The 14124-nt window shown below is 56.8% G+C and carries 12 protein-coding genes and 1 tRNA gene; 9 read left to right on the top strand and 4 right to left on the bottom strand.

The window, feature by feature from the left end:
• Positions 1-672: 672 nt before the first annotated feature.
• The gene (locus LC354_RS13570; RefSeq protein WP_223424674.1) at positions 673-1785 is read left to right on the top strand and encodes a tyrosine-type recombinase/integrase; all 1113 of its coding nucleotides are present in this window, start codon (positions 673-675) and stop codon (positions 1783-1785) included.
• A gap of 62 nt (positions 1786-1847) precedes the next feature.
• Here the strand turns inward: LC354_RS13570 and LC354_RS13565 are convergent.
• Positions 1848-1921: transfer RNA gene (locus tag LC354_RS13565), tRNA-Cys, on the bottom strand.
• Positions 1922-2075: 154 nt separating this feature from the next.
• On the opposite strand from LC354_RS13565, the gene LC354_RS13560 reads away from it, so the two are divergent.
• From LC354_RS13560 to LC354_RS13550, 3 genes are all read left to right on the top strand, one after another.
• Positions 2076-2729, top strand: a complete 654-nt coding sequence (locus LC354_RS13560; protein WP_223424672.1) for a protein-L-isoaspartate O-methyltransferase family protein — start codon at positions 2076-2078, stop codon at positions 2727-2729.
• Positions 2730-2774: 45 nt separating this feature from the next.
• Complete coding sequence (locus LC354_RS13555) at positions 2775-4205, top strand: TolC family outer membrane protein (protein ID WP_223424670.1); 1431 nt, start codon at positions 2775-2777, stop codon at positions 4203-4205.
• A 75-nt stretch (positions 4206-4280) separates the two neighbouring features.
• On the top strand, positions 4281-5168 hold the full coding sequence (locus tag LC354_RS13550) for a hypothetical protein (RefSeq protein WP_223424669.1): 888 nt from the start codon (positions 4281-4283) through the stop codon (positions 5166-5168).
• Between the two features lie 99 nt (positions 5169-5267).
• On the opposite strand, the gene LC354_RS13545 is transcribed toward LC354_RS13550, so the two are convergent.
• The gene (locus tag LC354_RS13545; protein ID WP_058261650.1) at positions 5268-5588 is read right to left on the bottom strand and encodes a DUF6280 family protein; all 321 of its coding nucleotides are present in this window, start codon (positions 5586-5588) and stop codon (positions 5268-5270) included.
• A 219-nt stretch (positions 5589-5807) separates the two neighbouring features.
• Here LC354_RS13545 and efp point away from each other — a divergent pair, with 219 nt between their 5' ends.
• From efp to LC354_RS13530, 3 genes are all read left to right on the top strand, one after another.
• Positions 5808-6371 carry an elongation factor P gene (efp, locus tag LC354_RS13540; RefSeq protein ID WP_223424667.1) on the top strand — a complete coding sequence of 188 codons (564 nt, stop codon included), beginning with the start codon at positions 5808-5810 and terminating at the stop codon, positions 6369-6371.
• A 462-nt stretch (positions 6372-6833) separates the two neighbouring features.
• Positions 6834-8456 carry an amidohydrolase gene (locus tag LC354_RS13535; protein WP_223424665.1) on the top strand — a complete coding sequence of 541 codons (1623 nt, stop codon included), beginning with the start codon at positions 6834-6836 and terminating at the stop codon, positions 8454-8456.
• The gene (locus LC354_RS13530; RefSeq protein ID WP_223424663.1) at positions 8453-9304 is read left to right on the top strand and encodes a CobW family GTP-binding protein; all 852 of its coding nucleotides are present in this window, start codon (positions 8453-8455) and stop codon (positions 9302-9304) included. The genes LC354_RS13535 and LC354_RS13530 overlap by 4 nt, the downstream gene beginning before the upstream one ends.
• Positions 9305-9398: 94 nt before the next feature.
• On the opposite strand, the gene ygfZ is transcribed toward LC354_RS13530, so the two are convergent.
• Complete coding sequence (gene ygfZ, locus LC354_RS13525; RefSeq protein ID WP_223424662.1) at positions 9399-10145, bottom strand: CAF17-like 4Fe-4S cluster assembly/insertion protein YgfZ; 747 nt, start codon at positions 10143-10145, stop codon at positions 9399-9401.
• 67 nt (positions 10146-10212) lie between these two features.
• Here ygfZ and LC354_RS13520 point away from each other — a divergent pair, with 67 nt between their 5' ends.
• The gene (locus LC354_RS13520; RefSeq protein ID WP_223424660.1) at positions 10213-10881 is read left to right on the top strand and encodes a TIGR04283 family arsenosugar biosynthesis glycosyltransferase; all 669 of its coding nucleotides are present in this window, start codon (positions 10213-10215) and stop codon (positions 10879-10881) included.
• Positions 10882-10949: 68 nt separating this feature from the next.
• Here LC354_RS13520 and LC354_RS13515 read toward each other — a convergent pair whose 3' ends face one another.
• Positions 10950-12746: an ABC transporter ATP-binding protein gene (locus LC354_RS13515; RefSeq protein ID WP_223424658.1), complete on the bottom strand. Its 1797-nt coding sequence runs from the start codon at positions 12744-12746 to the stop codon at positions 10950-10952.
• A 156-nt stretch (positions 12747-12902) separates the two neighbouring features.
• Between LC354_RS13515 and LC354_RS13510 the strand changes: the two genes are divergently transcribed.
• Complete coding sequence (locus LC354_RS13510; protein WP_223424656.1) at positions 12903-14111, top strand: pyridoxal-phosphate-dependent aminotransferase family protein; 1209 nt, start codon at positions 12903-12905, stop codon at positions 14109-14111.
• Positions 14112-14124 lie beyond the last annotated feature (13 nt).

Genomic DNA, 14124 nt, shown 5'->3' with positions numbered 1-14124 from the left:
GAGGTAAAAGATACTTGATCCGCAGGCCTGATCAGGCGATCTTCGCGTCAGATGGCAGGCCACTTGGGGAATGTCGGCTGATTGACGCTGGATTCTCATCTTGTTTGTCGCGCTGCAGACGTCCGAGCAAAAGATAGCGACGTACGATATTCTAAGAATTTCAAGCGGAATAGGTTTGGAATGAGTATGTGCCAAACCAGTAAGAGGTGTTCCACACAGTTTTCTTCGTCAGATTTCATTCGAGTTATTACCTGGTGCGGAGCCTCCGGAAACCGAAAATTCAAGACTTTGACAACACTCTTTCTAAGAGAATGGAGGCTCTGGCCGTTCGATTGGGTGGTTTCTCAAGCACCCCCATTTCAGCACAGTATTCAAGAAGTTGAAAAAGTGCGGAAGTCTGGGGAATGGGCGGAGCATCAAGAGCCGTGATGACTGTGTCCTTTTTGGAATCTCAGATGATTCAGCTCATTCACAAAACGGAATTGGCCAAGATGCTTGGTTACTCGGGGCCAAATTCTTCGTTTCACAAATGGTGCGCAGAAATGAGAGTTCAACCGGTTCCTGGAAGGCCTTGTTACTATGATCCGTATCTAGTCCGACACCGCTTGAACCAAATACAAGGCCTCGGCTTAGAGGTAGATAATGAAAGAAAAAAAAATACAGGGCTGAGCCTTGTCGAACAAAGAAGGGCGAGGAAAGCTAGTGCATAAACTACCAAAAGGTGTCCACAGAGTGCGCCGTAAAACTAAATCAGGAACCAAGTTTCATTTTTATGCTTGGCGCGGAGGCCCCAAATTTTGGGAGGCTCCCGAGCACAGCCCGTCGTGCCACGAGTTTCTTATCGCATTTGCTGGCGCCTGTGAGCAGCCGAAAAAAAAGCCCATGGAATACTTGACGCCGAAGCTGGTGGACGACTTTCTTTCAAGCTTAGCTGTGTCAACCAAGTCTCCTAGAACTCAGGCGGATTACAGAAAATGGTGCCTTAGGTTTTCTGAGGGGTTCAAGAGTGATCCTGTTGCAATGTTCGAAGAGGCTGACGCCAGAGGCGAGGTTATCGAGTGGTGTGATAAATGGGAGCACTCACCCAAGCAGCACTACGACGCTTCAAATACGGCTACACGACTTTTGAATTGGGCTGTCACTAAGAGTAAGTTAAAGATTCACTACTGTCACAAACTGCCAAAGTACTATGCGCCGAATAGGGCAGAAATTGTTTGGACACTTGAAGATATTGACCTCTTTTGTTCAAATTCACCAGAATATGCGCAACGCATCTTAGTAGCAGCTTGTGAAACAGGGTTGAGACCTGGGGACTTGTCGAAACTCACTTGGGCGCATGTCAAGCAAACCCCGCAAGGAAGGCGTATTCAAGTTAGAACAAGTAAGCGAAAAAGGCTTGCGACCATTCCCGTGTCGCGGAAACTTGAGGAGTTGTTGGAAAAGACGCCTCGTGACCGAATGCTGATTTTGGTCGGTGACAACGGACAGGCCCTAAGTTCTGAAAGTGCGTCGAAAGCGGTTAGCCGTTGGCGCAGCAGAATTTTGCCATTGACCCCTGAAGTCAAAGGTTACGATTTGCGCCTATATGATGCTCGAGGCACGGCCGCGACAAGGCTTCTGGAGGCCGGGCTGGGACTCAACGACATCGCTTCTCATATGGCTTGGAGTATTCGATATGCGGCGCAGGTTATTGAGCATTACGCAGTCGTCTCGCCAGATGAAACTGATCGCGTTCGAAATGCCCTCGAAGCGGCTCTAAAGACCAAAATGGCAACAAAATTGTAAACGGGGCTGTAAACGGTCCATATTGATGGAGGCAAGAAATGGCGCAAGTCACTGAAAACACTTGGAGGCGAGTAGGGGAATCGAACCCCTGTTCACGGATTTGCAATCCGCTGCGTCACCACTCCGCCAACTCGCCGCCTTGGTGCATTGAAGGCGATAGACCATTCGGTTAACCCGTGCAAGGGTCTCGCTTTGAAACGGTCGTTATTTCGCGATTATCCCACGTTGCCCAAGCGCGCGCGATATGGCACACCTGCAATCAGGATAATGAACGAATGAGTTTAGCTGCAATGACAGATTTTCCCGCACGCCGCACTATGATGGTCGATACTCAGGTCCGTCCGTCGGATGTCACAAAGTTTCCGATCATCGAAGCGATGTTATCGGTGCGTCGCGAAGAGTTTGTGCCCGCCGCGCAGCGAGAGGCGGCCTATATGGGCGAAAATCTTGCTTTGGGCGGGGGGCGGGTCATGCTGGAACCCCGTACATTTGCCAAGATGCTAGATGCCATCGACATCGCGCCGAACGATCTGGTTCTCGATATCGGATCGGGACTGGGCTATTCCTCTGCCGTTATTGCCCACATGGCCGAAGCTGTTGTCGCACTTGAGGAAGACGAGGACATGGCGCGCGAGGCGCCGGAAGTGTTGATGACGGCGGGCGCCGACAACGTGATCACTCACTGTGGCCCTCTTGCCACGGGCGCGAAAGAACATGGTCCGTATGACGTTATCATGATTCAGGGCGGCGTTGGTCGTGTACCGAAGGACATAATTGACCAAATCAAGGACGGTGGTCGCATTATTTGTCTGTTTATGGACGGTGCTTTAGGGGAAGTGCGTGTCGGATACAAAACAGGCGATCGGATCTCTTGGCGCCGCGCATTCAATGCAGGAGCGCCCGTTTTGAGAGGTTTCGAAAAACGCGATGCCTTCCTACTGTAGGATAACCGGCTGCCGTGCGACAAAAAAGATAGAGGGCAAAAGGAAATGAAACTTAAAACTGAATGGCGAGCCATCGGGCGGATTGCCATGGTTGCAAGTGTATTGACGGTAGGACTGCAATCGCCGCAGGCAAAAGCGGATACCTTGGCGGATGCATTGGTTGGCGCTTACACGCAAAGCGGACTCCTGGAGCAAAACCGTGCTTTGCTCCGCGCTGCGGACGAAGATGTAGCCATCGCGGGCTCGTTGTTGAGGCCGATTATTTCTTGGTCCGGTAACTTCACCCGTCAGTTTGGTAACGTCCGGTCCTCCGCCGAAGGGGCCCGTACACAAGATATCGGCGAAACAACATCTGGGCTCAGTTTAAGCGCCGCATGGCAGTTGTATGATTTCGGTGCGGATCAGTTCCGCGTTGATGCTTCCAAGGAATTGGTGCTTTCGACCCGTGCGTCGCTTTTGCAGGTTGAGCAAAGCGTTTTCCTGCGCGCGGTCTTCGCCTATTTCGAAGTGTTCCGGCAGCAAGAATTTGTTGAATTGCGGATCAACAACCTGCGTTTGCTACAAGAGGAACTGCAGGCTGCACGAGATCGGTTTGAAGTCGGCGAAGTGACGCGTACAGACGTGGCGCAAGCCGAAGCTGCTCTTGAAGACGCGCGCAGTTTCCTTGCCGTCGCGCGGCGCGACCTGACTCGGGCGCAGGCGGAGTACACGAATGTCGTAGGGCGTGCGCCGGGCGTGCTGACATCCGTTCCGACTTTGCCGGTTGTCGATACCGATATCGAGAGCGCACAGGCCATCGCGGTGCGCAATCACCCGGATGTAATTCAGGCGAGACATGACGTTGCGGCAACAGAGTTGGTTGCATTGGCGGCGGGGCGTGACATGTATCCGACAGTTTCACTGTCAGGAGTTCTGCGGACCGAGGAAACATGGAACAGTGACGGTAAAGCGGATACCGGTTCCGTTTCTCTGAACTTTGGCGGTCCGATTTATCGCGGTGGCGAGTTGAGCGCCCGGCAACGGCGCGCATATGCGTCCCGGGATGCGGCGCGCGGTAGCCAATATACTGTGCTTCAAGACGTGCAGCAGGATGTGGTTGACGCGATTTCGGGCGTAATTGCCGCGCGCGCCGTGCTTGTGTCTTCGCGTGAGGCGGTTCGGGCCGCTGAAGTGGCGTTCCTGGGCGTGCGCGAAGAGGCCAACCTTGGTGCTCGGACAACGCTGGATGTTCTGGACGCGGAACAGACCTTGCTGGATGCGCGGACAACATTGATCTCGGCACAGGCAGGTCAGTTTACGGCGACCTATGAGGTCCTCGAATCCTTGGGGTACTTGACAGCGCAGAGGTTGCGCTTACCGGTGCAAATTTATGATCCGGCTGCATACTATAATCTGGTCAAGAACGGCCCGACGATACTATCTCCCCAAGGCAGACAGCTTGACCGTGTGTTGAGGTCAATTCAGGTTCCAGATTAATTAGGCTTTTTCGCATCCTGTTGTGCGACTCTCTTTCAGCATGTAATCTGAACGCTGAGGCGAGAGTGAAATGAAATGTCTGATCCAATGACCAACTCCGAGGTGGAGGACATACTTTCGTCCATCCGCCGTCTGGTTTCCGATGAAAAACGATCCGATCCAACTGTGCCGACGCAAGAACAATCGGCACCGGATCGGCTTGTTTTGACACCTTCGCTAAGGGTTGCAGATGACAGAATACCCAAGCCTGATCCGTTGATCGAGAGCACGGGGCAGGGCGATAGTACGCAGACAATCGTAGCAGAGGAGAGTCGGGCAGACAGTGCCGATGTCGACGATGAGCCTTGTACCGATAAACACATCGCAGCCCCGTTCCTTTTGGATGGTCAGCTTGGCCGATCCGAGGACGCTTCGGGCGAGAGTATCGACGATACTGCGTCAACCTCCGACGCTGATCTTGAGGTAGATGCAGTTGATTTCAAGGATTTGGAGACGCGCGTTGATGCCGAACAAGTTGCTGACGACGCGGCGGATGCACCTGAAACTCTCGGTGCAAAGATCGCGGCACTTGAAACACTGATCGCGGGCCGCGCCGAGGAATGGGAGCCTGATCAGGCCGGAACAGATGCATATGCGGGCACTGAACCGCCTGCGATGGATTGGGACGAGGCAGACATCCAAAACGACGCTGATGCCGAAGATGTCGCCGCGCTCGCCCATGACAGGGATATAGCCGATGCGATGCCCAAGGAAACCGAGGAGTTGGACGCAAAGCCCGACGCTGAACTGTCCGCATTTTCGACGGACGGTCGTGTTCTGGACGAAGATGCGCTTAGAGAGCTGGTCAGCGAGATTGTCCGTCAAGAGCTGCAAGGTGTCTTGGGCGAACGCATTACCCGCAATGTGCGCAAATTGGTGCGACGCGAGTTGCACCGGGCTTTGGCTGCGGAAGACCTTGAGTAGACGCGGAACTTGCGCCGCGTCCCTTATCCATATCTATCTCGCAAAAATGAAACGCGCCCGGAACGGGGCGCGTTTCATTCAGTTTTGTCTCAATAATATTTAGGCTGCTTCGGCTTGCTGGGCTGCGTTGCGACGCTCAGATTCCTCGCGGCTAAGCGCAACAGATGTCCGAACACCTTTGCCCACGAATTCCATAAGGCCATTCACGACCCGTTCATTGGGGTCGATGCCTGCGCAGCTCAACACTTCACGGCCATCCCGCGACCGCGCCCAGCGGGCAATCTGCTCGGGACCATTGCCATATTTCTTGTCGTCCGCAATTGCGTCGTCAAGCGCAGCCAATACTACGGCTGCAAAAAGTTTACGTGCACGATTGCCTTGTTCGTTATTAAAGGCCGTGCCGTCAACGAAGTCTTTCATTCGTCGTCCTTCCTTTTATTCTTGCTCTTGTCTTTTCGGCGTGGCGTTCCTTATGACTGATCCACATCGATTCGTGTACCCTGTATTTGCATGCCTGCATTGCGCCTAGCGCATGTCTTACATCTCTTCGGCACAGCATATCGTTGTCTTGCGGGGCGCCTATGGAGAAGATATAGGATGCCTCAACTTTTCATCAACCTTTTGCCATGGTTTTGACAAATGCCCAAAATTAACGGAAACGAGATCCGCCCGGGAAATATACTCGAGCATAACGACGCGCTCTGGGCTGCTGTGAAGGTTGACCATGTCAAGCCGGGCAAGGGGGGCGCTTTTGCGCAGGTTGAGCTGCGCAATTTGCGCAACGGTTCCAAGTTGAACGAGCGCTTTCGCAGTGCTGATAAAGTCGAACGTGTCCGTCTTGAACAGAAGGACCAGCAATTCTTGTACGAGAATGACGGTATGCTGGTCTTTATGGACGCCGACACCTACGAACAGATTGAATTGCCAGCAGAAATTCTGGGCGACCGTCGCCCGTTCCTCCAGGATGGGATGACCATTCAAGTTGAGTTTTACGATGCCGAGGCCTTGAGTGCCGCGCTGCCGCAAAAGGTTGTTTGCAAGATTGTCGAGACCGAGCCTGTGGTCAAGGGACAGACCGCTGCCAACTCGTTCAAGCCGGCAGTTCTCGACAACGGCATCAAGGTTATGGTGCCACCCTTTGTCGGGCAGGACGAAGACATCGTGGTAAACACCGAAACCATGGAATATGCCGAACGCGCGTGATCTGTGCTGAAATGTCCGGGGTTCCCGTCAGCAAAGTACCGAGATGAATTGATTTGACCCAGGGTTTTGTGGTTCCGTTTCCGTCCGATCTGATGGATACGCCTCGAAAAATGCTGGCCAAGGTGACGTAACGTTCTTTCGGGGTTCTGACGGCAAGTTTGGGTTTCGACGTGTTTATTAAATGGATTCGTCTGGTCGGGATCAGAAAAGACACCCTCCGTAAGGCCGTTTTTGTCGTCCGGTAGGATCTGAAGTCTCACAGGCGCTACGCGTCATCCAGACTCCCTGGCCTCCAAGCCAATGTATGGCGGGCAACGCGTCTGCCGTGCGGGCTTGCCCATCGTGTGCCGCATGTCACTTTGGACTCCCCGTTTGCAGCTTTTGGTGCGAGCCTAGGTGAATTGCGGCATCAGACTGTGTCATGAAATTGCCGAACGTTCAAATTTGCTAGGGAGCGCCGCTATGTCGGACATTACCGTTTTTGCCGCTGACAAATTCATCACGATGGATCCGAATATGCCCGAAGCAACGCATGTTGCCGTGCGCGACGGGCGTGTGTTGGCGATTGGGGATGCGCAATGCGCTGATGCCTGGGGACCGGTGCAGCACGATGATCGGCTCAAGGGGGCCACGGTACTGCCCGGCCTGATCGAGGGGCATGCGCATATGATGGCGGGTGCGATCTGGCGGTATGCCTATGTCGGCTACCACGACCGCATTGATCCTGAGGGCAAGCTGTGGCCGGGTTTGCCGGATGCCGACGCTGTTGTTACGGGGTTGAAAGACTACGCGAAAGGGCTGGAGTCGGACGCGCCGATCGTGGGCTGGGGCTTCGATCCGATTTTCCTGACATCGGAGCGTTTGAGCCGCGACCATCTGGATCAGATCAGCCCTGACCGTCCCATCGCCATCATTTTTTCCAATTTTCATCTGATGTGCGTGAATTCTCGCGCTTTGGAGATGGCGGGCTACGACGCGGGCACAAATGTCGAAGGAGTGATCATGGGCCAGAATGGTCGGCCCACGGGTGAGTTGCAGGAGATGGCCGCGATGTTCCCGATCATGCGCCGCCTCGGCATCGATTTTAGGGGCCTCAGTCAGACACCGGAAGCCATTCGCGCCTATGCCAAGGTTGCCCAGAGGGCAGGCGTCACCACCATCACCGATCTTTTCTCGTCCATGGAGGATGAGGATGTCGATGTGATGCTTGAGGTGACAAGCGGGGATTTCCCACTGCGGATCGTGCCTGTGCTGGGTGCCATGGGGGACCCTGCAACCATCGCGGACAAAGCAGAGCGACTGGCAAAACGTTCGACCGACAAGTTGCGGATGGGAGCGGTGAAATTGATGACGGACGGGTCCATCCAGGGGTGGACCGCGCGTGTGCGTTGGCCCGGTTATATCGGTGGTCAGCCAAACGGGATGTGGAATACGGCCCCCGAGGCGATCTATGCGCTATGTGCCGAAATGCAGGCGCGTGGCATTCAAATGCATATTCACGTGAACGGCGACGAGGCGGCGGAAGTCTCGCTGGATGCAATCGAAGCTGCGCTATCTGCGCATCCGGGCCAGGGCCATCGTCATGTACTGCAACACTGCCAGATGATGGACCGTGATCTTTATGAACGGGCGGCGGAACTGGGATGCTGCACCAATATTTTTTCCAATCATATCTGGTATTTTGGTGATCAACATGTCGCTCTGACATTGGGGGAAGATCGCGCGCACCGCATGGATGCGGCCCGGTCCGCTTTGGATGCGGGCGTTCCTATTGCCTTGCACTCCGATGCTCCGGTCACGCCCCTGGGTCCGCTTTTCACTGCATGGTGCGCCGTGAACCGTCGCACCATGTCGGGTCGCGTTCTGGGGGCTGTGCAATGCCTGACCGTGCCTGAGGCCCTCTATGCCATCACCATGGGCGCGGCCTTTACGTTAAAATTGGACAGTGAAATCGGATCGATCTCCGTGGGCAAGCGCGCGGACTTCGCTGTTTTGGGGGATGACCCGACGGGGGTCGATCCGATGGCATTAAAAGACATTTCCGTCTTGGGCACCGTTTCAGGCGGAACGGTCCACCTGTTGTGAGCCTGCCTCTGACAGTCATCGGGGGCTATTTGGGCGCTGGCAAGACGACCCTTATCAATCGGTTGTTGGCAGAAGATCATGGTTTGCAACTGTTAATTATGGTCAATGATTTTGGGGCCATAAATGTGGATGCATCCCTGATCGAGGCGGCGGGTGATGATATGATCGCGCTGTCCAATGGCTGTGTGTGCTGCACAATGGGGGCAGATCTGTTTCTGGCGATCGGAGATGTGCTCGACCGCGATCTGCGTCCGGATCATCTGGTGATCGAAGCCTCGGGCATCGCAGATCCGGCCGCCATCGCCCGGGTTGCAATCGCTGAGCCGGATCTCGTTTATGGCGGTGTCGTGACCGTGGTGGATGCGTTGGAATATGATCGTTTGAGCAATGACCCGCAGATTGGCGCGCAAGTGCGCGGTCAGGTGGATGTCGCAGATGTTGTCGTGGTGTCAAAGACAGATGGCGGCGCTTGGCCGGAGGCATTAGGCGTTGCGGCTGTGCCGCTCGCTGAGATTGATGTCGTCGGCCCATTGGTGTGCGGGATGACCCCTGCACAGGTACCGGAAGGTCTCGCAACACATCCATCCTATGTCAGATGGCATGGGACCATGCGTGGTGCGGTGGAGCGCTCAGATCTGATTGCGCGACTTGAGGCTCGCCCTGTCGGCCTGTTTCGCATGAAGGGGTTTGTATCAGCGCCGCAGGGCCGCGTGTGGGAAGTGCATTGTGTGGGACGTCAGGTGACGGTCAAGGAGGGCAGTGGCCCGCTCGGACTGGTCGGCATCGGGCTATCGGGTCGGGTCAAGCGCTCTCAATTAGACAACTGGTGGCGAGGTTTCGATCTCTGACGCAGAGATCGGCTGGAAAATGCATCATTTTCCAATCCAACCTCACGGCGAAGTGCTGCCGAAATCCGGATCGGATTTCGGGCCGGAAACTGTGTCAGTTTCCGTTTCCGGACCAGATCACCGTCGCGTCGCCTGCCTGCATTGGCCGATCCGCGCGATCAAAGCGCAGATAGGCGATCGCATGATCCCCTGCGCGGCTCAGCAACCGACCTGCGGGTTTCCCATCCGATAGAATTTCAGTTCCAGGCGCGGCGTCTCCGGCAACTGACACCTGTGTCAGCCCTTTGCGCAATGTCGTTTTATGCTTCATCCGGGCCGTCACTTCCTGGCCGACATAACAGCCCTTGCGAAAGTCCACACCGTTGATCGCCTCAAAGCGCGTTTCAAGAATAAACGTGTCCGGGGTCAGTTCACTTCCCGTCTCTGGAATTAGGTGTTCCACGCGCAGCGCGGTCCAATCCACCGTATCATCGCCCTGTGGATGGTCCCGATACGCCCGCCATCCCAATGCCGTATGGCGGGGATCCGCAAAACCATCCTCCGGCGTGTCGCCAAGACCCCGGTGCATGTGCAGTCCCGTATCCGCAATCGTGACGTCGGCGCGCAGCTTGTACATGCCAAGGCGGGTGCGCAGCATGTCCGCTTGGCCCGGATCGGCATCCAGCAACACGGTATCTTCGTCTGCGGCCAGAAAGAAGTCTGCCAAATATTTGCCCTGGGGCGTAAGTAAGGCAGTATAGACGAGCCCTTGATCCAGCTTTTTCACGTCATTTGTGACCAAGCCTTGCAAAAACCCGATGGTATCTGCCCCAGAGAGGCGAAAGATGTGGCGATCTGACATGGGCCCGTTCCTTTTCTGGTGCTCCCTTGTCATATAGCAGCCCCAAGCCAATGCAAAAGGGCCCGTCATGGCTGCACCGATATCCGTCATCATTCCAACGCTGAACGCGCAGGCCGATATCTCGGCCTGTTTGGCAGCGCTCGTCGAAGGGTTGGATGCAGGTTTGATAACGGAATTGATCATCAGCGATGGTGGATCAACGGACGACACCATGGTTCTGGCTGAAGCGTGGGGCGGGGAGATTGTCACTGGCCCGCCATCGCGCGGCGGGCAACTGTCGCGCGGATGCGCGGCCGCACGCGGGACGTGGTTTCTCATCTTGCACGCAGATACCGTGCTCGCACCGGGTTGGTCAGGCGCAGTTGCGGCACATCTCTCACAGAACACCGCAGGCTACTTCAAGCTTCGTTTCGACCAGGGTGGCCGCTTTGTTGCGGGCTGGGCGAACTTGCGGGCCCGGCTCTTTGGTTTGCCTTACGGCGATCAGGGGCTGTTGATCCCGCGCGAACTCTATCACAGTGTCGGAGGTTACCCTGTTCAGCCTTTGATGGAGGACGTTGCGCTCGCGCGCGCGCTGAGTGGCCGGTTGGTGCCGCTGGACGTCGTCGCTGTGACCAGTGCAGCCAAATATCGCCAGCAAGGCTGGGTGCGACGCGGTGCCCGCAATCTCTGGACCTTGCTGCGCTATTTTATGGGCACAAGCCCGGAGGTTCTGGCGAAGGCATATCGACGATAGGGGACCATTCTGCTTTCAACTGACACCTGACCATCTAAGCCTGAATGGTTGTTCCGCGACTGCAAACCTCAACCGTCCTGCGCAGTTTGATCGGGACTCCCATGGGTCAACCCATCCATAAACTGCAACCGATAAAGATCTGCATAAATACCGCCCCTGTCCATCAATTCAGCATGCGTGCCGCGATCCTTGACCTCGCCGTGGTCCATGACCACAATCTGATCCGCGTTTCGGATGGTCGACAGCCGATGGGCAATGATCAGCGTCGTGCGTCCCGCCGATAAATGCGCAAGCGCATCCTGCACCATCTTTTCCGACTGTGCGTCCAGGGCCGATGTGGCCTCGTCCAGCAGCAGGATCGGGGTATCACGCAACAAGGCCCGAGCAATGACAACACGCTGCCGTTGACCCCCTGACAGGGCCGAGCCCCTTGGGCCAACAAGCGTATCGAGACCGGCGGGGAGACGTGGCAAAAAGTCGGACACATGGGCCGACTTCAACACCTCGGCGAGGCGCGCATCGCTCACGTCGGTGCGGCCCAATAAGATGTTTTCGCGCAACGTATCGTCAAAGAGCAGCGCGTCTTGCGTCACCACCGAATACAAGCTTCGCAAGGCGTCGAGCGCCATTTCCGTCGTGGCCACACCACCCAGTCGGACCGTGCCGCTTTGCGGATCGATCAACCGGGTCAAAACGTTATAGATCGAAGATTTTCCAGCCCCGGACGCGCCTACCAATGCCGTTGTCTCGCCAGCGCGCGCCACGAATGAAACGTCTTTCAACACCAGCGCATTGCCATAGCTGAAAGAGACGTCTTGCAACGTGATCTCCGGCGTTCCGGTTGGGGCGGCCACAGGTGCAACCGGTGATCTCAGCGCCAACGGGGCTTCCAGCAATGCCTTGATCCGTTCGATGGCGGCAGCGGCCTGCTGCCACTGGCCAGAGATGGCCCCAAGCCGCCGCAACGGGTCAAAGGCAAAGCCAATGGCGGTGAAAAATGTCATGAACTGGCCGATGGTCTTTTCACCGGCAATGATCTCGGCCCCGCCATAAAGGATAACAGCCATGAACCCGATGCCCGAAACGATGTCGATCATCGCAGGAATGGCCGCTCCGCCAAAAGCAGCTTTGACTTCCGTTTCAACGAACCGGTCCGTCAACGTGCGATAGCGGCGCGATTGATAGGCTTCGAGGGCGTTCAGTTTGATCTGGACGATCCCATGAAACACCTCATCCAATCGGGTCGACAGGGCGGCCCCCAGATCGCGGGCTTCGCTGGCATTTTGGCGTACAATACGCTGCGCCATGGCAGCAGGTAGCACCAGCAAAGGAATGCCGATGCAGGCCAGCAACGCCCAGACCCAATCGACGCTGATCGCGACGCCCAGCAGAATGATCAACCCGATGAAATCACGTCCGAGACCTGTGACAATGGCGCGCCACACGTCACCCACCACATTGACGTCCGATTGTACCCGTTGGATCAGGAACCCGGGCGGATGGGACATATGAAAGCTGCCGTCTTGCAGCATTGTCCGCTCCAGCAGGTCCATGCGCAGCGCTGCAGCGGTTTTCTGCGTGATCCGGGTCAACAGCACCTTTTGCACGACGGACGACACGGCGCGCACGACAAAGATGCCGACCAGCACGACACCGACCCAGATCAGCATGCCCGCATCGCCTGCGACGAACACGCTGTCGAACATGGGCTGCATCATATAGCTGAGCGCTCCCAGCATTGACCCTTCAATCGCCATGAACCCGATCGCCACCAGCACCGCTCCGAAGTGACGGCGCAGATAGGTCACCCAGAGCCAGTCAAGCAAAGGGCCAGAGGCAGCGATGGGCGTTTCATGTGCTGTCATGAGGTGGATCACGCGCAGCCGTGGCCGCACTCCGATGGTGAAGTCTGGCTCCGAGGTTATCGCCCGCCCGTTGTCGGAGCAAGCGCCCGGCATCCGATTGACGCGGCGCCGCAGCGCGTTAGGGTTCGCCCATCATTCGTCTTGCGGAGCTTCCCAATGTCCACATTTCCCGTCGCCGGTCATGGCCGTGCCTATCTGGCAATCCCGGGCCCCTCGGTGATCCCCGAAGCCGTGCTTCAGGCCATGCACCGCCCCGCGCCAAACATCTATGGGGGGCAATTGATCGACATGACGGCCAGCATCGTCCCCGACCTGCTGCGTGTGGCCCGGACCAACGGTAAGGTCGCAATGTATATCGGCAATGGCCATGCCGCATGGGAGGCTGCGCTGGCCAATGTCATCGCACCCGGAGACAGGGTTCTGGTGCCAGCCACGGGTCGGTTCGCCCACGGATGGGCCGACATGGCCGAGGGGCAGGGGGCAGAGGTCGACATCATCGATTTCGGCAAGCGGGCGCCCATGGATATGGAGCGGATCGCTGAGGCCCTGCGCGCCGATGCAAACCACCGGATCAAAGCGGTTCTGGCGGTCCATGTGGATACGTCGACATCGGTCCGAAGCGATATCAGCGCATTGCGTGCGGTCCTGGACGCCGAAGGGCACCCGGCGTTGCTGATGGCCGACTGCATCGCATCTTTGGGCTGCGATGTGTTTGAGATGGACGCATGGGGCGTCGATGTCATGGTGACCGGGTGCCAAAAGGGGCTGATGGTTCCCCCGGGCATGGCGTTCGTCTTTTTTAATGACAAGGCTGCGGAGGCACGGGCCGCGATGCCACGCGTCAGCCGCTATTGGGATTGGACGCCGCGCGCCAACCCCGAAGAGTTTTATATGTATTGGAATGGAACGGCCCCGACGCACCACCTCTACGGGCTGCGTACCGCGTTGGATATGCTGCACGCCGAAGGCATCGAAGCCGTCTGGAGGCGCCATGCGATGCTGGCCCAGGCAGTCTGGGCCGCCTGCGATGAGTGGGGCAGCGATGGCCCCCTCGAACTGAACGTGGCCGACCCCGCGCATCGCAGCGTCGCGGTGACGTCCCTGCGCCTGGGTGCTCCAAATGGAACCGCCTTGCGCGATTGGGTCGAGCAACACCTCGGGCTTACGCTTGGCGTCGGTCTTGGCATGGCCCCGCCCGGTGATCCATCCTGGCACGGGTTCTTCCGGCTGGGCCATATGGGCCACGTGAACGGCCACATGATCATGGGCCTTTTGGGCGGGATCGAGGCGGGGCTTTGCGCGCTTGATATCCCGCACGGGCGCGGTGCACTGGACGCGGCCGCGGCCGTGATTGCCAAAGGCTGATCCGGTTTCTTCT

This window comes from Tateyamaria pelophila (assembly GCF_019966495.1).
Lineage (GTDB): Bacteria > Pseudomonadota > Alphaproteobacteria > Rhodobacterales > Rhodobacteraceae > Tateyamaria > Tateyamaria pelophila.
The sequence above is the reverse complement of the archived record's forward strand: the minus strand, read 5'-3'. Positions and strand labels throughout refer to the sequence as shown.